The sequence below is a fragment of the Pseudoalteromonas sp. H103 genome, from assembly GCF_001469205.1.
GTDB classification, from domain to species: Bacteria; Pseudomonadota; Gammaproteobacteria; order Enterobacterales; family Alteromonadaceae; genus Pseudoalteromonas; species Pseudoalteromonas carrageenovora.
Map to the genome: position 1 here is coordinate 221,254 of NZ_LOFG01000016.1, position 23,948 is coordinate 245,201.

Sequence of the window (23,948 nt, forward strand, 5' to 3'; positions counted from 1 at the left end):
TGTTGATGAATTTAAGAGAAGGTAATTATGGAACATAATATTAATAAACATATTTCTGGTCGCTTTAACCAAGAGCTAGAAAATGTACGTAACCATGTTTTAAACATGGGTGGATTAGTTGAGCAACAACTTAACAGTGCACTTGACGCTGTAAGCCGTAACGATGCTGAGCTTGCACAAAAGGTGCGCCAAAACGATTATAAAGTTAATGCGATGGAAGTAAGCATTGATGAAGAATGTACGCGTATTATTGCGCGTCGCCAACCTGCTGCGAGCGATTTGCGCTTAGTTATAGCTATTGCAAAAACGATTGCAGATTTAGAGCGTATTGGCGATGAAGCTGAGCGAATTGCTAAAGTTGCACTTGATTCATTTACTAAAGATCAACAAGACTTATTAGTAAATATTGAAAACATGGGTCGCCAAGTTTTAAAAATGCTACACGACGTACTTGATGCATTTGCGCGTATGGATGTACAGCGCGCCTTTGAAGTACACAAAGAAGATGCAAAAGTTGACCGTGAATACGAAGCGATAACACGTCAAATAATGACTTATATGATGGAAGACCCACGCTCAATTCCTAAAATTATGGATTTAGTGTGGTCTGTGCGTTCGTTAGAGCGTATTGGTGACCGTTGCCAAAACATTGCTGAATACATCATTTATTTTGTTAACGGTAAAGATATTCGTCATACATCTCAAGAAGATATAGAAAAATCTTTATAAGATTTTATCTATCATTCTTTTTTACTAAAGCGGCTTGGTGCCGCTTTATGCATTGTTAGCCATGGTGAAATAATAAAAAGCGTTCACAATCGTGGTTAATACTGTAAAATTCATGCTGCAAAGCATATCAATTTGATTAAAGGGTCAGTTATGCCTACAAACGCGTTTTTAGGAGTATTTGCAAAATCTCCTATCAAACCAATGGAAGAACACATCAATAAAGTGCATCAAGCTAGTAAAGCTTTGATACCTTTTTTTAATCACGTATTTAAAGAAGAGTGGGAACAAGCAGAAGAGCTTCGCATCACTATTCGTAATTTAGAGCGTGAAGCTGATGATATGAAAAGAGATATACGTTTACAGTTACCGCGCGGTTTATTTATGCCGGTAGAACGTACAGATCTGCTCGAATTAGTAACTCAACAAGATAAAATTGCCAATAAAGCAAAAGATATTGCAGGACGAGTGATTGGTCGTGAAATGACTATTCCTAAAGTAATGCAAGCAGACTTTTTAGCTTATTTAACTCGCTGTGTAGATGCTACTAAACAAGCCTCTAAAGCAATAAATGAGTTAGAAGAATTACTAGAAACGGGCTTTAAAGGTCGTGAAGTGACCTTAGTAGAAAAAATGCTCGTAGAATTGGATGCAATAGAACAAGACACGGATGATATGCAAATAAAAGTACGCCGCCAACTACGTGATGTAGAAGGTGAGCTAAACCCAATTGATGTAATGTTTTTATACAAAATTATTGAATGGGTTGGCGAGCTTGCAGATATTGCAGAGCGCGTAGGATCACGTCTTGAGCTGATGTTAGCTCGTTAATTTAAAATCAGTTCAAACACGAAAGATTAAGGTTACACAATGGATATCATTGCATCTTACGGCACGGTATTAATTTTAATTGCCGCAGCAGTTGGCTTTTTTATGGCTTATGGTATTGGCGCGAACGACGTTGCTAATGCGATGGGTACTTCTGTAGGTTCGAAAGCACTTACAATCAAACAAGCAATTTTTATTGCGATGGTTTTTGAATTTGCAGGGGCTTATTTAGCCGGTGGAGAGGTTACATCAACGATTCGTAAAGGAATTATTGATGCTGCTCCATTTGCTGCACTCCCTGATTTAATGGTTTTAGGTATGATCTCTGCGTTATTTGCAGCGGGTACTTGGCTATTAATTGCCTCATTTTTAGGCTGGCCGGTATCAACTACCCACTCAATCATTGGTGCTATCATTGGTTTTGCGTTAGTTGCAGTTGGTACAGAGGCAATTCAATGGAATAAAGTAGGTGGTATTGTTGGTAGTTGGATTATAACGCCAGCTATATCGGGCTTTATTGCATACTTAATATTTATGAGTGCACAAAAACTAATTTTTGATACCGATGCACCACTTAAAAATGCTAAACGCTATGTACCACTTTATATGGGCTTAGCGGGCTTTATTATGGCGCTAGTAACCATTAAAAAAGGTTTAAAGCATGTAGGTATTAATATTGGTTCAGTAGAGGGTTACGCCCTTGCAATTGCTGTAGCAGTAATAGTGGCTATTATTGGTAAAATTGCTATTGCGCGATTAAATATTGATCCTAAAGCTGATAAGCAAATGCAGTTTAATAACGTTGAAAAAGTATTTGCGGTATTAATGGTATTAACGGCGTGTTGTATGGCGTTTGCGCATGGATCTAACGATGTAGCTAATGCAATCGGTCCATTAGCTGCAGTTGTAAATATTGTTGAAAACAATGGTGAAATAGCTAAGAAAGCCGCTATTGCATGGTGGATTCTACCTCTTGGTGGTTTTGGTATTGTTGCGGGTCTTGCTATTTTAGGCAAAAAAGTAATTAAAACGATTGGTGAAGGCATTACACATTTAACACCGAGCCGTGGTTTTGCTGCTGAATTAGCTGCTGCCTCTACCGTTGTTATTGCATCGGGTACTGGTATGCCAATTTCTACTACACAAACCTTAGTTGGTGCTGTGTTAGGTGTAGGTATGGCACGTGGTATTGGTGCACTTAACATGGGCGTTATCAGAAACATTGTAGTTTCTTGGGTAATTACGTTGCCAGTTGGCGCTGCCCTTGCTATTGTTATTTTCTACGTACTAAGAACCGCGTTTGGGGTTTAATAAAAAAGTACTCAAAGACTTTTAGCTTGAAAAGATCTCAACGCCCTAGGTGTTGGGGTCTTTTTATTTGTGGAAAGAAAAAATGACTAATCTTCCAAGTATTAAGCAGCTGCAATATTTATTAGCTGTTCATCAACATCAACACTTTGGCAGAGCTGCCAGCGCTTGCTTTATTGGCCAATCTACATTAAGTAGTGCAATTCAAAACCTTGAAGAAACACTAGGTTGCCAGCTAATTGAGCGCGAAAGCCGAAGCTTAATGTTTACCAGTATTGGTGAAGAGGTTGTTGAGCGCTCTCGTAAAATAATAAACGATACTATTAGCTTAAAAGAGCTGACAAAAAGCTTTTTAACACCACTTAGTGGTAAGTTAACAGTGGGTGTTATACCTACTATCGCAAGTTTTATAGCTGCGCCTTTGTATCATTTTTGCAAGCAAACCTTTTGTGATTTAGAGCTAGTACTCGTTGAAGATACCAGCGACAAACTACTCGATAAGCTAGAGCATGGACATATTGATTTAGCATTACTTGCATTGCCGTATCAAACTGAAAAATTCCATACTCAAATTTTGGCTAAAGACCATTTTAGCTTAGTGCACCACAAAGATTACACTCAAGCAAAAGGCGTAGAGGATTTTAATTTATTGCCTGATGCAAGTGTGTTTTTATTAGAGCGAGAGCATTGTATGACGGGGCATGCGCTAAGTGCGTGCCACTTAAACCGCTCAAGCTGTATTAACCCTTTTGAAGCTGCAAGCTTACATACATTACTCAGTATGGTTGAGCATCAACTCGGCGTGACATTTTTACCTCAAATGGCAATTAATGCAGGAATACTTGAAAATAAAGATATGGTTGCAACGCCATCGCCAAGCGATGCCTATCGAGATATTGGTATTCTATGGCGCAAAACCACGGGTCGAATTCGCGACTTTAGGCTATTTAGCCAACAGCTAGAGGTGTTTTTAAAGCGCCAATGTAGCTTAGATTATTTAGAGCTAAAATAATGCAAAAAGCAGCCTATAATGGCTGCTTTTGATTTTGCACATGGCTTTCGAAAGGTTCAAGCTCTGGTAAAAATAATAAATAAATCCAAACCACTAAGTTAAAGTAGGGCACGCAGCCTAATGTTGTAAATACTTTAACGGGGTAGCCTTTGATATGTGCGTATCGATAACATTGATACGCAATTGCAAAGTGTATAATCAGTAATAATATAACTAGCTGTGTCATACCTTTCTCCTTAAAAGCTAAATCGCTTTAAAAGCCACTATAAACGACAGTACTACGTCATCAAAAGGTAATGTCATGTTTTTAAAGTGAAATGCATAAAATAACACGACATCATTTGTGTGATACTGAAAGTATAGGCAAGAAAGGTAAAATTGATAGTAATAAAATGCTTAAAATTGTTCAATTTTGTTTATTAGTAGCTAGCTTATTGTTGGTAAAACGTTTTATTTTTTGAGATTTTTTCAAGCTCACCTTTAATTTTTTCAACAGGTATTGGGCGGGCAATAAAGTAACCCTGGCCATAATCTACGCCTATCTCTTTTAGGGCAAAAAATATCTCTTTATTTTCAACATATTCAGCAACAGAGCGTTTGTCTAAGGAGCGGCTTATATCGTTTATAGCCTTAACGAGTGCCAAATCTATAGGGTCGTTAAGCATGTCACTTACAAACGAGCCGTCAATTTTTACGTGCTGAGCTGGTAACTGTTTTAAATAGTTAAAAGTGCTAAAGCCTGTACCAAAATCATCAATAGAGAAGTGACAGCCAAGTTTATTGAGCTTTTCTATCATTTTGCGGGTTGCTTTTAAATTATTGATACTCGCTGACTCGGTGATCTCAAAAATTATGCGTGTTGGTGGTACTTGGTATTTCTCTAGGTTTGATTCGATTAAAGGTAATAAGCGCTCATCTAAAAATGATTGTGCCGATAGGTTAATTGCAACTTGATTAAGCTCAGGATGTTTTGCAACGCAAGCAATAGCATTACGTACAACACATTGGTCCATCATAAATGTATCGTTTAGCATTTCTAATGAGGGGATAAATTGATTAGGGTAAATCAGCTCACCATTATGTTTTAAACGAAGTAATGCTTCAAAGTAGGCTACTTTGTTTTCTTTAAAGTCCCAAATAGGTTGGTAGTGTAGTTCTATTTGGTCTTGTTTTAGGGCTTGTCTAATTTCGTGCCCCCACTCGAGCCCAGATTGCAAAGTGTTGTTTTGTGCATCCTCTTTTGAGTAGCAATGTACTAAATTTCGCCCTAAGTTTTTAGCAATATATAGCGCAATATCAGCTTGTTTTAAGCATTCATTAGGGTCGCAATTTTGTGGCGTTATTTGAGTCAAACCAATAGAGCAGCTAATTGTGTATATTTGATCTTCTGATTTAAATGAATGCTTTTCTATGGCGCTACACACACCTTCGGCAATAAGGTGAGCGTCAAGTAAGTTTATATCTGTGAGGATCACCGCAAACTCGTCCCCGCCAATTCGACATACTAGGTGATCATCGCCAATATTCGCTTTAAATAGCTGCGCCACTTCTTTTAGTACAATATCGCCCTGATGGTGCCCTTTGCTGTCATTAATTATTTTAAAGTGGTCCAAGTCAATATATATAACAGCATGTTCTACACCTTCGTAAGTGTACTTATCTTGGCATATTTTGTTGAGTTGCTGGTCAAAGTAATAGCGATTATGTAAGCCTGTTAGTGGGTCGTGGTGTGCTAAATGACGAAGCTGAAGTTCTGCTTGTTTTCGCTCATGTATATTATCGATAGTGGCCGTTATCGTTGCGTTATTTCGGCTATTTTTAATTAACTGAAGTCGACACTCAACCCAAATCAGGTTGCCATTTTTATGGCTTAGCTTCACTTCTATTTGTTGTTGCTGCTGGCCACCATTTAAAATATCGTTAATCGTATGGGTAAGCTTTTGTTGATCATCCAAACTACAGTAATCACTAAGTGACTTTTGCAGTGTTGATTTTACACCAAAGCCACTTAATGCTTCCCATGCGGGATTAATAAAGCGGATCAACTCTTGTTGATCAAGCTCTAGCACTACGGTGTTTAGATGTAACAAAATACGCTGATGCGCCGAAAACAGCTCTTTATAACGCACTTCACTAACACTTAACTGCTCTACTTTATGAGCAAACTCTGCGTAGCTGACCATAAAGTCTTCACGGCGAGCAGCATGATCACACACTTTATTTAAAAATGAAGGGTCGTACGGTGCTCTAATAAAGTCGGTAACGCCTGAGAGTAAAAGCTGTTCTGCGTAATCGGCATCATCACTTTCTATAATTGTTACAATGGCTTGTTTAGAATTATGTTGAAGTATTTCTTCAACTAATAAGCTTGAGCTTTGAGCGCTAGAAGAGGTTGCATCAAGCAGCACAATTGAAAACTGCTGCTGATTGTATGCATTAAGAGCGGCTTTGGCCGTTGTAACATGTGTAATGGCAAAGTTTAGCTTTAGTTGCTCGCTAATAGTGTCTGCGGTTTCTTGAATTGGCTCTAAAAGTAATAAATTTAGCCTGCTACTTTTTTCTAAATGGGTAGAAAGTACATTAGCGAGTACTTGCGGCAACATGTCTTTATGCTCAAACGGTAATACCGCATCTATGCCGTAACTTCTTGCTGTGGTTTCTGCTATGCGTTCACAATAAATAGGTGGAATAAGTAAAATAGGAGTATTTTTTGGGGTTTTTAATAATCCTGAGCGGATCATTCTTGAAAAGCGCCAACCATCAATTTTACCAACATTAAGACCTGTAATTATAATATCGACAGGTTGTTGTTTTAATAGTCTTAAAGCTTGTTGGCTGTCTTGTGCATCTATAAAAGTAAATACATGTAAGCTTTCAAGGGTGGCTCTAATCGCATGGCGTTCAGCACTACTTGCGTTTAATATAAGCAATTTTAGCTGGTTTGCCACGTTTTGAACCCTCAAATATAAATAACAATAATTTAACCAAACAAGAATAATGATATTTAATCATAAGAACAAGGAAATTTAACCACTAAAATGCGACTAAGGTACTATAAGTTTGGCTGATTTCTTGAGCTTAACATCCGATACATATAAACTTGGCGCGATTTTAAATGATGTGGATTACTAAATTATGCGCGTGGCTGACTTTAGCTTTGAATTACCCGATGAATTAATTGCACGTTTTCCAAAAGCGGATAGAACTAGCAGCCGCTTACTTACTCTAGATGGCCCAACAGGCCAGGTTGAGCATAAAGTATTTAGTGACGTGCTTGATTTAGTAAACGAAGGTGACTTACTGGTATTTAATAATACCCGAGTTATTCCGGCGCGTATGTTTGGTCAAAAAGCGTCAGGCGGTAAAGTAGAAGTACTTGTAGAGCGTGTTGTTGATGAGCACCGAGTACTTGCTCATGTGCGTGCTAGTAAATCACTAAAGCCTGGTAACGAAGTTATTTTAGAAGGCAAAGCAAAAGCAACAATGATCGCACGACACGATACCTTGTTTGAGCTTGAATTTGATCGCAATCAAAATGTGCTGGATATATTAAACGACATTGGCCACATGCCATTACCGCCATACATTGACCGCCCAGATACCGAAGCCGATAGAGAACGCTACCAAACCGTATATGGCGAAAAGCCAGGCGCAGTAGCAGCACCCACAGCGGGTTTGCACTTTGACGATAAGCTTATGGCTGCGCTTAAAAATAAAGGCGTAAATATGGCCTTTGTTACGTTACACGTAGGTGCTGGTACATTTCAGCCAGTACGTGTAGATAGTGTTGATGAGCATGTAATGCACTCTGAGTACATAGAAGTACCTGACGACGTAGTACAAGCAGTTGCGCAAACTAAGGCAAATGGCGGGCGTGTAATTGCAGTTGGTACAACCTCAGTGCGTTCATTAGAATCGGCGGCTAAAATTCATGGTGGCAAATTAGATAGTTACTTTGGTGATACAGATATTTTCATTTTTCCGGGTTATCAGTTTAATGTTGTTGATGCCATGGTTACTAATTTTCACTTGCCTGAGTCAACGCTAATAATGCTAGTGAGTGCATTTAGCGGCCAAGACAATATTATGGGTGCTTACAATACGGCAATAGAACAGCAGTACCGCTTTTTTAGTTATGGTGATGCGATGTTTTTAACACGCAAGTAACAAATTGTTGTTTAATACTCAGTCGAATATGTCAAAAACCCCAGCTTAGTTGCTGGGGTTTTTGTTTATGGTAATTGGCATAACTGAATTTACCGCAGCTAATAGTATTAGCGAGGTAAAAAGGGTAGAATCGAGCGGTTAAATTATAGCTTGTTGGACTGTTTTTCCGACATTGAGGATGATATGAAATTTGAATTAGACCGTACTGACGGAAAAGCGCGCCGCGGCCGCTTGATTTTTGACCGTGGTGTAATAGAAACACCTGCATTTATGCCTGTTGGTACATACGGTACTGTAAAAGGTATGACTCCAGATGAAGTTAAAGCCACTGGCGCACAAATTTGTTTAGGTAATACCTTTCATTTAATGCTTCGCCCAGGTACTGAAATCATCAAACAACACGGTGATTTACATGATTTTATGAACTGGGATTTCCCTATTCTAACCGACTCTGGCGGCTTCCAAGTATTCAGCCTTGGCGCAATGCGTAAAATTACCGAAGAAGGTGTTTTATTTCAGTCGCCTGTAAATGGTGATGAAATTATGATGTCACCAGAAAAATCGATGGAGGTACAGCGCGATTTAGGCTCAGATATCGTAATGATTTTTGACGAATGTACGCCATACCCTGCTACTGAAAAAGAAGCAAAAGACTCAATGGAACTATCTCTTCGCTGGGCTAAGCGCTCAAAAGAAGGTCATGGTGATAATCCATCTGCGTTATTTGGTATTATTCAAGGTGGTATGTACCCAGAATTACGTGCACAATCACAAGCAGGTTTAGAAGAAATTGGTTTTGATGGTTACGCGTTAGGTGGTTTATCAGTAGGTGAACCTAAAAACGAAATGATGAATATTCTTGATCATTGTGCGTACAAAATGCCTGAAGACAAACCACGCTACCTTATGGGTGTAGGCAAACCAGAGGACTTAGTTGAGTCGGTTCGCCGTGGTATTGATATGTTTGACTGTGTAATGCCTACGCGTAATGCGCGTAATGGTCACTTATTTATTACCACTGGTATTGTTAAAATCCGTAACGCAGTGCACAAAACAGATACAGGCCCACTTGATCCTGAGTGTGATTGCCATACCTGCACTAATTACTCGCGTGCATACTTGCATCACCTTGATAAATGTAATGAAATTTTAGGTGCGCGACTAAACACTATTCATAACTTACGTTACTATCAACGTGTTATGGAAGGTTTACGTAATGCAATTAGCGAAGGTAAATTAGAAGAATTTGTACAAGATTTTTATGCTCGCCGAGGCCAAGAAGTGCCAGAGCTTGTAGAGACAACAAATTAAACTTTAAAATTAAAGAGGAAGTATCATGAGTTTATTTATTTCAAATGCACACGCAGCAGCTGGTCAACCTGCAGCCGGTGGTGGCTGGGAAATGCTAATAATGTTAGCAATTTTTGGTTTAGTTTTTTACTTTTTAATCTACCGCCCACAAGCTAAGCGCGTTAAAGAACACAAAAGCTTAATGAGCGCGATGGCTAAAGGTGATGAAGTACTTACCCAAGGTGGTTTAGTAGGTAAAATTGTGAAGATTACTGAAGATAAAGATTTCATCGTTATCTCATTAAACGAGCAAGCTGAAGTAACAGTACAAAAATCTGCAGTATCTGCAGTATTGCCAAAAGGCACAATGAAGTCGCTATAAAAATAATAAGGACGACCCCGTGTTAAACAAGTTTCCAGTTTGGAAGTATTTACTTGTTTTAGCTGTGGTAGCTATTGGCGTTTTATATGCTTCTCCAAACTTGTATGGTCGCGATCCGGCCATTCAAGTTTCGGGTGCTAAAGGTGCCGATGTAGACCTCGCTGTTGTAGACAAAGTAAACGCAACCCTCAAAAAACATAACGTAACTGTTAAATCAACTAAGCTTGAAGATGGACAAATACTTGTTCGTTTCAAAAATGTTGAAGAGCAACTTAAAGCGCAAGACTTACTGCGTGATTCATTAAGTGACGATTACGTTTCTGCTATTAATATGGCTCCGGCTCAACCTACTTGGTTAAAATCACTCGGTGGTAACCCAATGAAGCTAGGTCTTGATTTAAGTGGTGGCGTACATTTCACCATGGAAATCGACATGGCAACTGCGGTTGATAACCAGCTTGAGCAAATGGAACAAGACTTTAGAAGCGATTTACGCGAAGAAAAACTACGTTACCGTAGTGTTCGCCGTGTAGCTGGCTCTGAGCGTATGCGTGTAGAAATGCGTACCGAAGATGATAAAGACGCTGCAGAGCGTTTATTAGAATCTCGTTACCCATTAAATGTTTACATTGATGATAGCAGCAACGATAAAGCATTTTTTGCCACCATGAGTGAGCAAAAGCTTAAAGAAATTCGTGACTACGCAATTAAGCAAAATGAAACGATTATTCGTAATCGTATCAACCAAATTGGTGTTGCAGAGCCAAACGTACAGCGCCAAGGTGCTGAGCGTATTATTGTGCAATTACCAGGTGTTCAAGATACCGCTCGCGCTAAAGAAATTTTAGGCGCTACAGCAACGCTTGAGTTTCGTGAAGTAGACGAAAACGCCGATCCAAGCGCAGCTGCTCAAGGTCGTATCCCAGCGGGTACTGAAATGATCATGAGCCGCGACGGTTACCCTGTAGTACTTAAAAAACGTATTATTCTTGAAGGTAGCCATATTACTGGCGCGCAATCAGGTAGTGACGAATATCAACGACCACAAGTAAGTATTACCTTAGATAGCAAAGGTGGGGCAAAAATGAATGCCTTTACCAAACGTGCTATTGGTAAACGTATGGCCACAGTATTTATTGAATACAAGCCATCGGGTAAAAAGGATGAAAACGGTAAGGCGCTTCCACCAATTAAGGTAGAAGAAGTTATTAACGTTGCGACTATTCAGGCTCGCCTTGATCGCTCATTCCGCATTACAGGTATTGATAACCCAGCTGAAGCGCATAACTTAAGCTTATTACTTAGAGCGGGTGCACTTGTTGCTCCAATTCAAATAGTAGAAGAGCGCACAGTAGGGCCAAGCCTAGGACAAGAAAACATTGAAGCAGGTATGACAGCTGTTGCACTTGGTTTTGCGTTTGTACTTGCCTTTATGCTTATTTACTACAAAGGCTTTGGCTTAGTAGCTAACTTGGCGCTCGCGGCTAACTTAGTGCTTATTGTGGGTATTATGTCGCTTATTCCTGGCGCTACATTAACCTTGCCAGGTATTGCCGGTATTGTATTAACCGTAGGTATGGCAGTAGATGCTAACGTACTTATTTTTGAACGTATTCGTGAAGAGCTGGCCGATGGCCGTAGCCCTCAACAAGCCGTTCATTTTGGTTATGACAGCGCTTTTAGCACTATATTTGATGCCAATATCACCACCCTAATTGCTGCCATTATATTATTTGCCGTGGGTACAGGCCCAATTGCAGGCTTTGCGGTTACATTAGCAATTGGTATTTTAACTTCAATGTTTACAGCTATTGTTGGTACCCGCGCGGTAATCAACTTTATTATTGGCGGTAAACGTGTTGATAAACTTTCAATTTAAGGAGTAGACATGCAGATTTTAAGTTTGGGTAGCAGAACCCTTCGTTTCATGTCTCTTCGTAAAGTGGCTATGGGCTTTTCGACGTTATTGATAATAGCGTCGCTTGCGTCAATTTTTGTTAAAGGCTTAAATTTTGGCTTAGATTTTACCGGCGGTACTGCAGTAGAGGTGGGCTTTTCACAGCCTGCAGATCTAAAAAAGGTACGTAATGTACTAGCCGAAAATGGCTTTGCTGATGCTTCCGTACAGTTATTTGGTTCAAGCCAAGAAATTTTAGTACGCCTAGCGCCTCGTGGAAGCGATGTTAAAGCAGAAGTAATTGGTAACCAAGTAATTGCAGCATTAAAACAAGCAGACGACAGCGTAGTAATGCGTCGTATTGAGTTTGTTGGTCCAAGCGTAGGTGAAGACTTAAAAGAGCAGGGTGGCCTTGCCATGTTAACTGCGCTTATTTGTATCTTAATCTATGTTGCATTTCGTTTTGAGTGGCGTTTTGCAGTAGGTGCGGTAGGTGCGTTACTACACGACGTTATTATTACAGTTGGTTTGTTTTCGGTATTAGGGTTAGAGTTTGATTTAACAATATTAGCGGCAATACTTGCGGTAATAGGTTACTCGCTCAACGATACTATTGTTGTATCTGACCGTATCCGTGAAAACTTCCGTAAGGTACGCATTGACGACACTATCGAAATTATTGACTTGTCTTTAACGCAAACACTTAATCGTACACTTGTAACATCAATCACTACAATTTTAGTGTTGATTGCCTTGTTTGCATGGGGCGGGCAAACCATTCATGGTTTTGCAACTGCATTACTGTTTGGTGTGTTTATTGGTACTTATTCTTCTGTTTATGTTGCAAGTTCGGTTGCTATAGCAATGGGCGTAAGCAAAGAAGATTTAATACCTGAAGTGATAGAAAAAGAAGGTGCTGACCAAGACGCTATGCCGTAACTAGGTTTGTACTTAATAAAAACCGCTCTTATGAGCGGTTTTTTTATGAGTGCATTTTTTTAGGCGCAATAAAAGTGTCATACACACTTGGTACTTTGTTGCTCCAATCAAAATAGTTGTAAGGCAAATACGTGACGATTCAGCGCAAAGTATTAGAGTACATTTTAAAAAGCGGTGAAATAACGACGCTGTTTCAGCCTATTTTTGATATTAGCAATCAAGTTATTGTAGGTTACGAAGCACTTAGTCGAGGGCCTAAAGATAGCCCGCTAGAAATGCCTAATACATTATTTAAAGTAGCCCATGAGCAAGGCTTAATTTCGGAACTTGAATTACTATGTCGCTCTAAAGCGATTGAAAACTTTGTAAGGCTTAACCTACAAGGTAAATTATTTTTAAATGTAAGCCCTAAAACACTACTTGATCCTTGCCATCCTAAAGGGGAAACATTGCACCTAATAGAGCAATTTGACTTAGCGGCTAATCGTGTAGTTATAGAGGTTACTGAGCAAGAAAAAGTAGATGATGGTTTTTTGCTATTAAAAACGATAGCTCATTACCGAGAACTTGGCTTTACTATAGCAATAGATGATTTAGGCGCTGGGTATTCAGGCTTAAAACAATGGTCTGAATTATGCCCCGATTTTGTAAAAATCGACCGCTATTTTATTGATCATTGTGATCAAAGCGAAGTTAAAAAAGAGTTTTTGAAATCTATTACAATTTTGGCCAGAGCCACTAATACTCAGGTTATTGCCGAAGGGATAGAGCGCCCAGAAGAGCTCACGTTCGTAGAAAACTTAGGCATTAGTAACGTACAAGGGTTTTTACTTGAAAAGCCAAGCATAAAGCCAAGTGAAGACTTTAGCTCAGAGCAACTACAAGCTCTTTCATTTACGCAATCAAATACATTATTTGATCAATCGATGGCCATAGGCCGCCTATCTATTACACAACCTGCAATAAGCAGCGACACTCGCTGTAAAGATGCGCATAAACGCTTTGAGCAAGATAAGTCACTCATAAGCATTGCAGTGTTAAGTAATGAGAACAAGCCCGTAGGGTTACTTCACAGAGATCAATTAACAGAGGTTTTTGCAGCGCCCTACGGGCATGCTCTTTATGATAAACGCCCCGTTACTGCACTTATGGATAAGCAGCCCTTAGTCGTTGATGAAAACCAATTACTCGATACCGTAAGTAAGCAAATAACTGAGCAAGACTTTGATATTCGCCGCCATATAGTAATCACCAGAGAAAGCGCTTATTTAGGATTAGCGCCGCTTCGCGATATTTTAAAACACATAACCGAAGAAAAAATACGCCATGCACAGCATGCTAATCCACTGACTATGCTCCCTGGTAATGTAGCAATTAATGAAGCTATAGAGCAGCGATTAAAAGGTAGTAATCCTTTTTCACTCGCGTATATAGACTTAAATCATTTTAAGCAATTTAATGACTTATACGGTTACGCTAGCGGCGACAGTGTAATTAAACTATTAGCTGATGTAACAGTGCAAGCGTGTAAAAATAGTGCTAACTTTGTAGGGCATATAGGTGGCGATGACTTTATGGTGGTGTTTGATCAGCACAACGCGGTTGATATATGCAATACCATTATTGAACAGTTTGAACACCAATCTCGTATATTTTTTACACCTGAGCACATAAAGAGCGAAGGGTATTGGGCTACAAACCGTGAAGGAGAAAAGCAATTTGTGCCTTTACTAACGTTATCGATTGGCTTAGTTGAGCCTGATTTACAGCAATGTAAAAACAGCCACCAAGTTGCAGCACTTGCAACTGATGCTAAAAAAGAAGCCAAACGTTATCGTCATAGTTATTTGTTTATTTGCAAACGCAAAGGGCCTGCACCCGCAGTAGTGCGTCTAGCAAGTAATAAGCAGGTAATTTAAATAAAAATAGGTAATTGTTATGTTGCCAATAAAGTTTTTAGTTTGCGTATTAAGTTTGTTTACGAGTTTTGCGCTCATCGCGCAAGATCAGATAATAAGTGTTGCCCAAAAACAAGATACTCAAAATGCCCGAGAAGAGTACTTAAGTGAGTTACTAGCTCGAGCACTCGAAAGCGCAAATTACCCCGGGGTTATTAGGATGACTCCAATATCAGAACATCAAAAGCGTAAGCTCATAAACCTGCAAAGCAGTGACCTTGATATGTATTGGAGTATGAGCAGCCCAGAACGAGAAGCGCTTGCTTTAGCTATTAAAATACCGTTATTTAAAGGCTACATAGGAAAGCGGGCTTTACTCACTAATAGACAAAATGTAGCACGTTTTAAAAACGTAAAAACTCTTGAGCAGCTAGGAGAGTTTTCAGCGGTGCAAGGTCACAACTGGCCAGATACAAGAATCATGTCGTACAACGGGCTACATGTAAGGCCACTCACCAATTACCAAGCCATGTTTACTTTAACAAGCCGTGGGCGAATAGATTATTTTCCTCGCTCATTTATTGAGGTTAATTCCGAACTTATTGAAAACAAGCAAAGTAACCTTGTTGTCGTGCCCAACCTATACATAAGCTACCCAACGGGTATTTATTATTTTGTGACAAAAAGTAAGCCTGAGTTAGCTATAGCGATTGAGAAAGGTTTAAAGCTGATGCAAGAAAACGGTGAGTTTGATGCCTTATTTAACGAATATTTTGCAGATGATTTAAATAAACTGCCTTATACAAAAGGGAAAACGGTCGAAATTAAACTCGATAATCCTTATTTTTAGGTGCAAAAAAAGGAGCCGAAGCTCCTTTTTTAGTTATACCAATGTAGTTGATATAAGCTGTTTATTAGCGAAGTAACGACTCAGATAACACTGGACGAATTTCACGAATAATAGCTTGAGTCAATTTTGGCGCGCCACAAATGATATTGCCACTGTGGTTATAGTTATTACCACCAGCAAAATCGACTACCATGCCGCCCGCTTCTTTAACCATAAGCTCGCCTGCAGCAGAGTGCCAAGGTTTTAAACCAATTTCAAAAAATCCATCTACACGACCCGCAGCAACGTATGCCATATCTAAAGCAGAACAACCTGCACGGCGAATATCAGCTGTATGCACAAACAATGCTTTAAATGCTTCAGTGTATGCATCCATATGGTGTTTGTTTTTGAAAGGGAAACCAGTAGCAAGTACAGTACCCGCAAGTACAGTTGTTTTGCTTACACGAAGACGTTTGCTGTTAAGTTGTGCGCCTTGACCTTTAGAAGCCGTGAAAAGCTCACCACGAATTGGATCATAAATAACGGCTTGGTCTAAACGACCTTTAACTTTAAGTGCAATAGAGATTGCGTAATGAGGGATACCTTTGATGAAGTTAGTTGTTCCATCGATAGGATCTACAATCCATTGGTAATCTGCATCCTTGCCTTTGTGCTCACCTAGTTCTTCACCAACAATTGAGTGAGTAGGGTAAGACTGTAAAATTGTGTCGCGAATTACGGCTTCGGCTTCTTTATCAATGTTAGTTACTAAGTCGTTAGCGCCTTTTTGTTGCACTTCAACTTTTGATAAATCTTCGCCAGCGCGAAGTAAAATTTTGCCTGCGTTACGCGCAGCGCGAACCGCAATGTTTAACATTGGATGCATGGTGTTACCTTTGGGTTGTAAAAGAACGTTTGTATATTTCAGCCGGCGTATTTTAGCGACTTTTGACATAAAGTAAACAATAAACCCCAAATAAATGCGGGTGTTTTTTGTACAGCCCTGAAAGTGCATACTTTTTTAAAACATAATTATCTGCATTTAAATAAATTAATTTTAAATAATACTTTACCTAAAGTTAACTTGAGGTTTTATCGTGACCTCAACTTAAACAAATAAGGAAAGTTATGTATTTAGAACATGTAAACTTAGTCGCAAGTGATATCGATCCAATGCTAGCGTTTTATCAAGCGGCGTTTCCATATTGGTCAATTAGAAGTGAAGGACAAGGCGATTGGTATGGTAAACCAAGGCGCTGGGTCCATTTTGGTGATGATACCCACTACATAGCTATAAGCGACCATGGAGAGGGAGAAAATAGGTACTTGTCGGGGCATCAAGTTGGCTTTGCTCATTTTGCATATGTTACGAATAATTTAAATGCAGTGGTAACGCGTTTAAATAAAGCGGGTTTTAAAGTAAGTAAAAAAGGTAGCACCAATCCATTTAGAAAAAATGTGTATTTTATTGACCCCGCAGGCTTTGAAATAGAGTTTGTAGAATATTTAAGCGATATACCAAGTGAGCGAAATAACGATTTATAGTCATCCCCTAAGCACCGTAAGGCACGGTGCTTAGATAAATTTTTATTATCGATTACTACTACCAGCACCAAGTTGAGTTTTTAGCTCATTGGCAAAACTCATAAACTTCTCTTTAATTGTGCGCTTAACTTTTACTTCTACCGAGCCTAATATGGCTTTACCCTCAATATAAATAGTCGGTCCTTGGCGTTTATTAAGCGATACCGATTTGTTTTCAAAGCTGCTTAATGTACAAAACATCTTAGATACTACATTTACATGATCTGGTACGTATATTTCATCACTACCAAATATGCAATTAACGTGAATGGTTACATTTTGATGTGCAAATATAGCGTCAGTAAAATCAAGTACCACTGAGCCCATATAGTTGCTTAAGTAAATATTTTTTGGCACAACCCACTGACCGCTTCGCTCATTTGAGCCTAATATACTGCGCAGTGTAAAATCGTCATCGCTATTTTGTTGTGCACTATAATTTGGAGAAAATTGCGTGTGTTTTTGCGCTTTATATTGCTGATCAGTGTTAAGTGTTAAATCTTCCACTAAGTTCATTAATACTTCGTTTGAGCTTGCATCCATAGCTTCATCTAAACGTCGTTCAAATGCCTCTACAGAAATAACCCCGTGACTGTAATTATAAATCAGCTGGTCAATCACTTGTTCACGAACGTGTTCTATTGGGCGGTCTTCAATTTTTACAGACATTAGGAGCAATCCTTTTATTAAGCGAGTACAAACTAAAAAGCAATCAACGTACCAATATTAATACCTTTAATTATCAGTGGTTTAATTTTATTATAGTGCTTTGCTGTTTGTTATATTAACGATAGATTAACCAAAAGTGCAATTATCTAGCTATTTTCACTACTTAAGAAAGTTTTACCGATAAGTCTGTAAAACTTTACTCAAAGCTTGTGTACCACAAATGTTGGTTATGGTTTAAGTTTATGATTTTTAAATAAAAATAAAGTTGGCCTAAAGCTCGCATTAACTAATTCGTCTTTAATCAAAAGGAGAAAGATTATGAAAACATTCAACAAATCTATGATTGCAGCGTTAGTTCTTGGTACTACAGCAATGGGTGCACAGGCAAGCAGCTGGGAAAACGAAAGTAAAGATGCTTGGATTGATGGTAAGGCAGAAACAGTGCTTCTTATGAACACTAATCTAAACAACTTTGACATTAACACTGATGTAAAAAATGGCAAGGTAGTACTTACAGGTAAAGTAAACAGCGACCTAGATAAAGAGTTAGCTGAAGAACTTGTACTTAGCCTAGATGGCGTAATGGATGTAGATAACAACTTAACCGTTGTTAAAGATATGGATGCTAAAACTACAGATACCGATATGGACACTGATGACAACGACTTAACTGACGCTAAAATCACCACGGTAATTACAACTCGCTTCTTATTTGACTCAGAAGTTGACGGTACGGATATTGATGTTGATACCGACAACGGCGTAGTGAAGCTAAAAGGTTCTGTTGAATCTGAAGCTGAAAAGCAGTTAGCAATCAAAATTGCTAAAAACGCTGAAGATGTTCGTGACGTAGTTGATGAATTAACTATCGTTGCTGAATAATACACTATACTAAAAGCCCAGCACTGCTGGGCTTTTTACTTTGTCATTTTAAAGGAGTTACACCATGGATATTATTCGTATTATTTTGTCGATTTTATTGCCACCACTGGGCGTGTTTTTACAAGTTGGTTTAGGTATGCACTTTTGGCTAAATATTTTACTAACACTACTGGGTTACTTCCCGGGTTTAATACACGCAATTTATATAATTGCCAAAAAGTAATGCTGCACTTTATGTAATGTAAGCCGACTTTCTAAACGGCTTACATACCTTCCCTGCTTTAAATCCCCCTATTTTTATATTATTACCCACTTAAAAGATTACTATTTAAGCAGTTAGCTTACTGATTGTTAAAATAAAGGTTTTTGCTAGTGACAAGCCCTTAAAAAGTTTTTATACTGCAACCCGCTTTAGTCGCTCTGTGGCTAAACGCTTCAAAAATTAACTGCCTTGCAGTTATATAAAGTTGGCCCCTTAGCTCAGTTGGTTAGAGCACACGACTCATAATCGTTAGGTCCCCAGTTCGAGTCTGGGAGGGGCCACCACTTTTCAAAGCGTTCTGTTTTCATATATCTTAGTACAAATTAGCTCATCTTATTTTAGTTTAATAGCACATTCGTCTATGTAGTTTCTCGCTTAAATTATTTGTTTCGGCCATTTGGTTTTTATTCTCAATCTTGTAATTAATAGAAACCGTCAGAACGCTACTTTAAAATTATTTATTATTTGCAATCAATAATATAGTTGTGTACTTTCCTGGGGACAATTTAGGGTTGTTCAAATAAATTTATAAGGAAGTATTATGAAAACGAATAAAATTGCAATCTTACTGTTTACTGCTGCTGTTGCGAGCCCCGCTGTATTGGCCGAATCTCCAAACTTTAACTATGTTTCTGCTGGTTACCTTAATGGGGATATTGATGGCGATGATGCTGATGGTTGGACTTTTGATGGTAGCACGCTACTAGGCGAGAATTTTTTTCTATCTGGTCAATATCAGACTGTTGGTAATTCAGATGATGGTTTAGACGTAGACTTAAACTGGCTTAGTGCTGGAGTAGGTTACCGAACTGCTATTAGCGCGAGCACTGACTTTTATGGTTTATTAACATACGAAAACGTAGAAGCTGAGGCATCGTATCGTGGAAACAGTGCTTCAGAAGATGAAAATGGCTATGGCCTATCTATAGGCGTTCGATCAATGCTGAGCGATAGCATTGAACTAGATGGTCGTTTAGGCTACATCGATATTGAAGATGAGAGTGAAACATCGATCACTTTGGGTGCGCTTTATTACATGAATAAGAACTTTTCTATTGGTGCTAATTACACGACAATTGATGAGCTAGATTTGGTTAGCTTAACGGCTCGATACAGCTTTTAAGTAGTAATACATTAATTGTATTTGAGCGCACTAATCAGTGCGCTTTTTTATGTTCGTTACTTTTCTATTTTGAGTTTTCTTACGAAAAGCTAAAGCTAAAGCTAAAGCTAAAGCTAAAGCTAGAGGCGTTAAGTATTTAATTAACTTGGTACTTACTGTTAGTACGAATATAGATAGTTGCAGGTTTATCGCTGTTATTTTCAAGCGAGTGAGTAAAGCGACCATTTGATCCTACATAGCTGCCTGCGCTTAGGTTTTGGACTTTATTTTGCTCGTTTGAGTTGTAATTAACTGCACCGCCAATAACCACAGCGCGAAACTCACTAGCCTCAGTGCTTATTTCACCTTTAAAGCCAGCAGGAAGTTTAATCATTGAGCCATTCAAATTGGCTTTACTCCCCCATACATAAGTAGATTGCACACCGTCTACGCTAATATCGTTTAAGTCGCTATCGCTTAACCATACGATATTGTCTTTATGTAGATTTAATGGGCGCTCGCCATTATCAAACTGATCTTTTGTAGGCTTTACTAAATATGGGCCTGAGTCTATTTCGAGGTATATTAAGTTAGTTTTGCCATTGGCAGCAGTGGTGTGGTTTTCACCTGCTGGCTGTGTCCAAAATGAGCCTGCTGGCATCCACATTTTTTCAGCGGCTGGGTCGTCATTATGCATTTGCCCTTCAATAACAATACCGCGATAGGTAATGTTATGAATATGTGGTGGAGATTCAAATCCTTTTTTAAAGCGAACTAGCATACCTGTTGCATCATCTGTTGTACGGTTACCCCAAAGATCGGCTGCGCCAGGGCTTTTATCGCCACGAAGTGGGTTTAGGTAACCCCAATCAATATTGCTAGCAGCAACTACTTTTGATGCGTTTTGCTGAGCAAAAGCAGGCGATGAGCTAAGTGTTGCTACAAGTGCAAGTGTTGATGCGTTTAATAATAGTTTCATAGGTATGCTCCGTTAAGTTGGTATGCGTGTATAGTACGGTTTAAAATTCACCCAATAAACGGGCAAATGTTCAATACACTTTCGCAAAAACGTGGATAATAGCTTTATAGTTAATATTTAATCACGTAGCTAAACAGTAAGAGGTTTTGATGAAAATTGCTGACTTACAAGTATTGCTTAAAGTGGCAGAGCTGCAATCTATTACGGCGGCTGCAAACCAATTAGATATGAGTTCATCGGCTGCAAGCGTATCTATAAAACGTATTGAAAAAGCACTTAACGCTCAGATTTTTGTACGTACCACAAGGCAAATACGTCTTACGTCTGAGGGGGAGCGTTATTTACCGTTATGCCAGCAAGCACTCGAATTACTGCAGCAAGGCCAAGTACTTATTCACGAAGAGCAGCAGTCGATAAGTGGTGAAGTGCGCATGGCGGTTTCCTCAGAAATGGGCCGTAATTTAATGCGTGTTTTACTTAATAATATCATGGATAAATACAGCGAAGTAACTTTGCGATTACAAGCTAGTGATAGCCGTGCCGACTTTTACCGTGATGGAGTTGATGTTGCTCTGAGGGCAATCACTAAAGATGCAGTAAAAGAGCTCAATTTATATGGTTTTAAAATTTGTGATATTCCTCACGTGTTGTGCGCATCGCCAAGTTATATTGCCAAGCACGGTGAGCCGTTAACACCCGAAGATTTACTTAATCATAATGCTCTTTTATATAAGTTATATGAAGTAGTTCACGATGGTTGGGAGCTTTATAACGACGATCAAAAATTCAAAATTAAAATGAATAGTGACCGCGCAGTTAACGATGGCGATATTGTAAGGCGTTGGTGTATGGATGGAACCGGTATTGCCAAAAAATCAGCAATTGATGTCGCTCAAGATTTATTAAGCGGAAGGCTTCAAAGGCTAATGAGTGACTACAAAGTGCCGCTTACCGAAATGTGGCTAGTACTCCCTAGTAGGCAGCTTATTACCCCTGCTGTTAGGTTAATTCGCGATGAGTTAAAACACACAATTAATGAATTAAGAGATCAGCTAATAGCTAAGGGTATTATTGATGCTAAAGAGTGGCCAGAATCGCTATAAACTTTAATACGCGTATTTTTGATGTTTTATACGCTCCTCGTATTTATTTAAAATGCACATTCCTCTTTTAACATTCTATTTTTCTAATTATTGGGCTTATTGCGCAGCTGATCCTATATTTACTGTAAGCGAGTGTGAGTTCAATCCTTTGTTCATTTTATAGGTATCGTATGTTACTTAAGCAAAAAGTTTATATAAGTCTTATTTTAGCTATTGTTGTTCCTTTAGCTGTTTCTACATTTTTATTTTCAAATAGTATCCAAAGCCATATAGGCGATAAACTCGCAAAAGTAGACTTACCTACAGCACTTAGCGAAGTGAAAAGCAAAATTGAGCTTGAGCTGTCTACCCCCATTATTGTTGCTAAAGAAATAGCACAAAATTTGTTTGTTAAACAGTGGCTAAGTAATGGCGAGTCTGAGCAAACACAAGCCGATTACATTAACTATTTAGCAAGTATTAAAAAAGATAACAAAGCCGTTATGGCTTATATTATTTCAAAAAACACCAATAACTATTACACAGATACTGGCATTTCGAGAAAAATAGACAGAAGCGAAGACCTTTGGTTTGATCAATTTTTATCATCAAATAAACCCTTCGAGATAGCACTGGATATTGATAAAACCACAAATACTATGGTGGTATTTATTAATTACGCATTAGAAATAGGCGGTGAACGTACAGCAATTACTGGTGTTGGCCGCTCGCTCGATTCTATGATCAATTTAATTAATGAATACCGCATTGGTGAAGCCGGTGTAGTTTATTTGGTCTCTGATGATGGCGAGGTGATGCTTCACAGTGATAGAGATCTAATGGGTCAAAAAATTAATATTAATGAGATTAAAAACGGTGCCATTGTAAATAAACAAATTGGCGATGAAGATTATGTTGTTTCAAGCACACCTATAGAATCATTAGGTTGGCATTTAGTGGCCGAAATACCAGAGAATCAACTCTATGGGCCTATTAATAGTGCTATTAATAGTAATTTATTATTTGGCGTTATTATTGCCATTATCGGCTTTGTACTGGCTAGGGTATTAGTTGCGCAAATTTTTAAACCTATTGAAAACATAACTGCAGCGGTTAATTCGTTAACTAAAAAAGATGGTGATTTAACTGCTAGGTTACCTACAGACGACAACAATGAAATATCTGAGCTGGCAGCAAACTTTAATTTATTTTTAGAGCAATTGCATAGTATGTTTAAGCAAGTGTCTGACTCTGCTAATCATGTAAAAAGTATCTCTGAAAGTGTGCTAGTGCAAGTCCAGGGGGCTGCTAATTTGGCTGAAGTGCAATCATCAAGCACACAAACGGTTGCAGCTGCGGTGAATGAAATGGAAGTAACCGTACAAGATATTTCAAACAGCGCTAGTAATGCATCTGATATAGCAACTACTACAGAGGAAACCACTCACAAAGGGGTTGAATTTGTTAATGGCACCATAAAACACATGGAGCAACTAGAAACTGCCATGGCGACCTCGGTTGCTTCCGTTACTGAGCTCTCTAGTGAAATAAAATCTATTACGCAAGTGCTTGATGTAATTAAGGCTATATCTGAGCAAACCAATTTATTAGCGCTTAATGCTGCCATAGAAGCTGCGCGAGCTGGAGAGCATGGCCGAGGCTTTGCTGTAGTTGCTGATGAAGTACGTACGCTGGCTATGCGTACTGCTGAGTCTACAGAGCAAATAAACGAAATGATTGATTCATTAAATACTAAAGCTTCTAGCACGGTATCAGCCATTGAACTTGGCAGTAAAAATACCCTTGAAAACGCAGAGCGATTAAAAGTTACAGGCAGTACATTAACTGGTATATCGCAGGAAATAGTGACTTTAAGTGAGCTAAACAGCTCGGTTGCTACAGCAACACGTGAGCAAACGTTAGCTACGTCTGAAATAAGTCAAAATGTGGTGATGATTTCTGACTCGGCAGAGCAAACAAAGCAAAATATGAAAAATTCAGAGCAATTATGTAATGGCTTGAATAAGGAGTCGAATATATTAAAAGAGTTGCTTGGTAAATTTACATTATAAAAAGTTAAAGCTTTAAACTATAAAGCGCGTTGTAACT

General features: G+C 38.8%; 22 protein-coding genes and 1 tRNA gene. 18 read left to right on the forward strand and 5 right to left on the reverse strand.

Features of this window, described 5'->3' with window-relative positions:
* Positions 1–27: 27 nt before the first annotated feature.
* The 4 genes from phoU (at position 28) to ATS74_RS13190 (ending at position 3,874) form a co-directional block, all read left to right on the forward strand.
* Positions 28–729, forward strand: coding sequence for a phosphate signaling complex protein PhoU (gene phoU, locus ATS74_RS13175; protein ID WP_058549343.1), 702 nt, complete (start codon positions 28–30; stop codon positions 727–729).
* A gap of 150 nt (positions 730–879) precedes the next feature.
* Entirely contained in the window at positions 880–1,557 is a 678-nt protein-coding gene (locus ATS74_RS13180; RefSeq protein ID WP_058549344.1) for a TIGR00153 family protein, read from the forward strand.
* Between the two features lie 39 nt (positions 1,558–1,596).
* Positions 1,597–2,865, forward strand: a complete 1,269-nt coding sequence (locus ATS74_RS13185) for an inorganic phosphate transporter (protein ID WP_058549345.1) — start codon at positions 1,597–1,599, stop codon at positions 2,863–2,865.
* Between the two features lie 82 nt (positions 2,866–2,947).
* The gene (locus ATS74_RS13190; protein WP_058549346.1) at positions 2,948–3,874 is read left to right on the forward strand and encodes a hydrogen peroxide-inducible genes activator; all 927 of its coding nucleotides are present in this window, start codon (positions 2,948–2,950) and stop codon (positions 3,872–3,874) included.
* A gap of 13 nt (positions 3,875–3,887) precedes the next feature.
* Here ATS74_RS13190 and ATS74_RS13195 read toward each other — a convergent pair whose 3' ends face one another.
* Together ATS74_RS13195 and ATS74_RS13200 are read right to left on the reverse strand one after the other, a co-directional pair.
* Positions 3,888–4,100: a hypothetical protein gene (locus tag ATS74_RS13195; RefSeq protein ID WP_058549347.1), complete on the reverse strand. Its 213-nt coding sequence runs from the start codon at positions 4,098–4,100 to the stop codon at positions 3,888–3,890.
* A 205-nt stretch (positions 4,101–4,305) separates the two neighbouring features.
* Positions 4,306–6,822, reverse strand: coding sequence for a two-component system response regulator (locus ATS74_RS13200; RefSeq protein WP_058549348.1), 2,517 nt, complete (start codon positions 6,820–6,822; stop codon positions 4,306–4,308).
* A 187-nt stretch (positions 6,823–7,009) separates the two neighbouring features.
* Between ATS74_RS13200 and queA the strand changes: the two genes are divergently transcribed.
* The 7 genes from queA (at position 7,010) to ATS74_RS13235 (ending at position 15,297) form a co-directional block, all read left to right on the forward strand.
* The gene (gene queA / locus ATS74_RS13205; protein WP_058549349.1) at positions 7,010–8,041 is read left to right on the forward strand and encodes a tRNA preQ1(34) S-adenosylmethionine ribosyltransferase-isomerase QueA; all 1,032 of its coding nucleotides are present in this window, start codon (positions 7,010–7,012) and stop codon (positions 8,039–8,041) included.
* 183 nt (positions 8,042–8,224) lie between these two features.
* Positions 8,225–9,352: a tRNA guanosine(34) transglycosylase Tgt gene (gene tgt, locus ATS74_RS13210; protein ID WP_058549350.1), complete on the forward strand. Its 1,128-nt coding sequence runs from the start codon at positions 8,225–8,227 to the stop codon at positions 9,350–9,352.
* 25 nt (positions 9,353–9,377) lie between these two features.
* Positions 9,378–9,713 (forward strand): preprotein translocase subunit YajC, encoded by a 336-nt coding sequence (yajC, locus tag ATS74_RS13215; protein WP_058549351.1) that lies wholly within the window; start codon positions 9,378–9,380, stop codon positions 9,711–9,713.
* A 19-nt stretch (positions 9,714–9,732) separates the two neighbouring features.
* Positions 9,733–11,592, forward strand: coding sequence for a protein translocase subunit SecD (gene secD, locus ATS74_RS13220; RefSeq protein WP_058549352.1), 1,860 nt, complete (start codon positions 9,733–9,735; stop codon positions 11,590–11,592).
* A 9-nt stretch (positions 11,593–11,601) separates the two neighbouring features.
* Positions 11,602–12,549 (forward strand): protein translocase subunit SecF, encoded by a 948-nt coding sequence (gene secF, locus ATS74_RS13225; protein WP_058549353.1) that lies wholly within the window; start codon positions 11,602–11,604, stop codon positions 12,547–12,549.
* Positions 12,550–12,680: 131 nt separating this feature from the next.
* Positions 12,681–14,468 carry a GGDEF domain-containing protein gene (locus tag ATS74_RS13230; protein ID WP_058549354.1) on the forward strand — a complete coding sequence of 596 codons (1,788 nt, stop codon included), beginning with the start codon at positions 12,681–12,683 and terminating at the stop codon, positions 14,466–14,468.
* A 19-nt stretch (positions 14,469–14,487) separates the two neighbouring features.
* Positions 14,488–15,297 carry a substrate-binding periplasmic protein gene (locus ATS74_RS13235; RefSeq protein WP_058549355.1) on the forward strand — a complete coding sequence of 270 codons (810 nt, stop codon included), beginning with the start codon at positions 14,488–14,490 and terminating at the stop codon, positions 15,295–15,297.
* A 64-nt stretch (positions 15,298–15,361) separates the two neighbouring features.
* Here ATS74_RS13235 and suhB read toward each other — a convergent pair whose 3' ends face one another.
* The gene (suhB, locus tag ATS74_RS13240) at positions 15,362–16,165 is read right to left on the reverse strand and encodes an inositol-1-monophosphatase (RefSeq protein ID WP_058549356.1); all 804 of its coding nucleotides are present in this window, start codon (positions 16,163–16,165) and stop codon (positions 15,362–15,364) included.
* 242 nt (positions 16,166–16,407) lie between these two features.
* Between suhB and ATS74_RS13245 the strand changes: the two genes are divergently transcribed.
* The gene (locus ATS74_RS13245) at positions 16,408–16,824 is read left to right on the forward strand and encodes a VOC family protein (protein WP_058549357.1); all 417 of its coding nucleotides are present in this window, start codon (positions 16,408–16,410) and stop codon (positions 16,822–16,824) included.
* A gap of 45 nt (positions 16,825–16,869) precedes the next feature.
* On the opposite strand, the gene ATS74_RS13250 is transcribed toward ATS74_RS13245, so the two are convergent.
* Positions 16,870–17,532 carry a LiaF domain-containing protein gene (locus ATS74_RS13250; protein ID WP_058549358.1) on the reverse strand — a complete coding sequence of 221 codons (663 nt, stop codon included), beginning with the start codon at positions 17,530–17,532 and terminating at the stop codon, positions 16,870–16,872.
* Between the two features lie 318 nt (positions 17,533–17,850).
* Here ATS74_RS13250 and ATS74_RS13255 point away from each other — a divergent pair, with 318 nt between their 5' ends.
* The 4 genes from ATS74_RS13255 (at position 17,851) to ATS74_RS13265 (ending at position 19,799) form a co-directional block, all read left to right on the forward strand.
* Positions 17,851–18,414, forward strand: a complete 564-nt coding sequence (locus ATS74_RS13255; RefSeq protein WP_058549359.1) for a BON domain-containing protein — start codon at positions 17,851–17,853, stop codon at positions 18,412–18,414.
* Between the two features lie 64 nt (positions 18,415–18,478).
* Entirely contained in the window at positions 18,479–18,637 is a 159-nt protein-coding gene (locus ATS74_RS19745; protein WP_004587604.1) for a YqaE/Pmp3 family membrane protein, read from the forward strand.
* Between the two features lie 246 nt (positions 18,638–18,883).
* Positions 18,884–18,960: transfer RNA gene (locus ATS74_RS13260), tRNA-Ile, on the forward strand.
* A gap of 257 nt (positions 18,961–19,217) precedes the next feature.
* Positions 19,218–19,799 carry an outer membrane beta-barrel protein gene (locus ATS74_RS13265; protein ID WP_058549360.1) on the forward strand — a complete coding sequence of 194 codons (582 nt, stop codon included), beginning with the start codon at positions 19,218–19,220 and terminating at the stop codon, positions 19,797–19,799.
* 136 nt (positions 19,800–19,935) lie between these two features.
* Here ATS74_RS13265 and ATS74_RS13270 read toward each other — a convergent pair whose 3' ends face one another.
* Positions 19,936–20,757 carry a DUF4437 domain-containing protein gene (locus ATS74_RS13270; protein ID WP_058549361.1) on the reverse strand — a complete coding sequence of 274 codons (822 nt, stop codon included), beginning with the start codon at positions 20,755–20,757 and terminating at the stop codon, positions 19,936–19,938.
* 149 nt (positions 20,758–20,906) lie between these two features.
* Here ATS74_RS13270 and ATS74_RS13275 point away from each other — a divergent pair, with 149 nt between their 5' ends.
* Both ATS74_RS13275 and ATS74_RS13280 read left to right on the forward strand, forming a co-directional pair.
* Positions 20,907–21,860 carry a LysR family transcriptional regulator gene (locus ATS74_RS13275; RefSeq protein ID WP_058549362.1) on the forward strand — a complete coding sequence of 318 codons (954 nt, stop codon included), beginning with the start codon at positions 20,907–20,909 and terminating at the stop codon, positions 21,858–21,860.
* Positions 21,861–22,030: 170 nt separating this feature from the next.
* Positions 22,031–23,911: a methyl-accepting chemotaxis protein gene (locus ATS74_RS13280; RefSeq protein ID WP_058549363.1), complete on the forward strand. Its 1,881-nt coding sequence runs from the start codon at positions 22,031–22,033 to the stop codon at positions 23,909–23,911.
* Positions 23,912–23,948 lie beyond the last annotated feature (37 nt).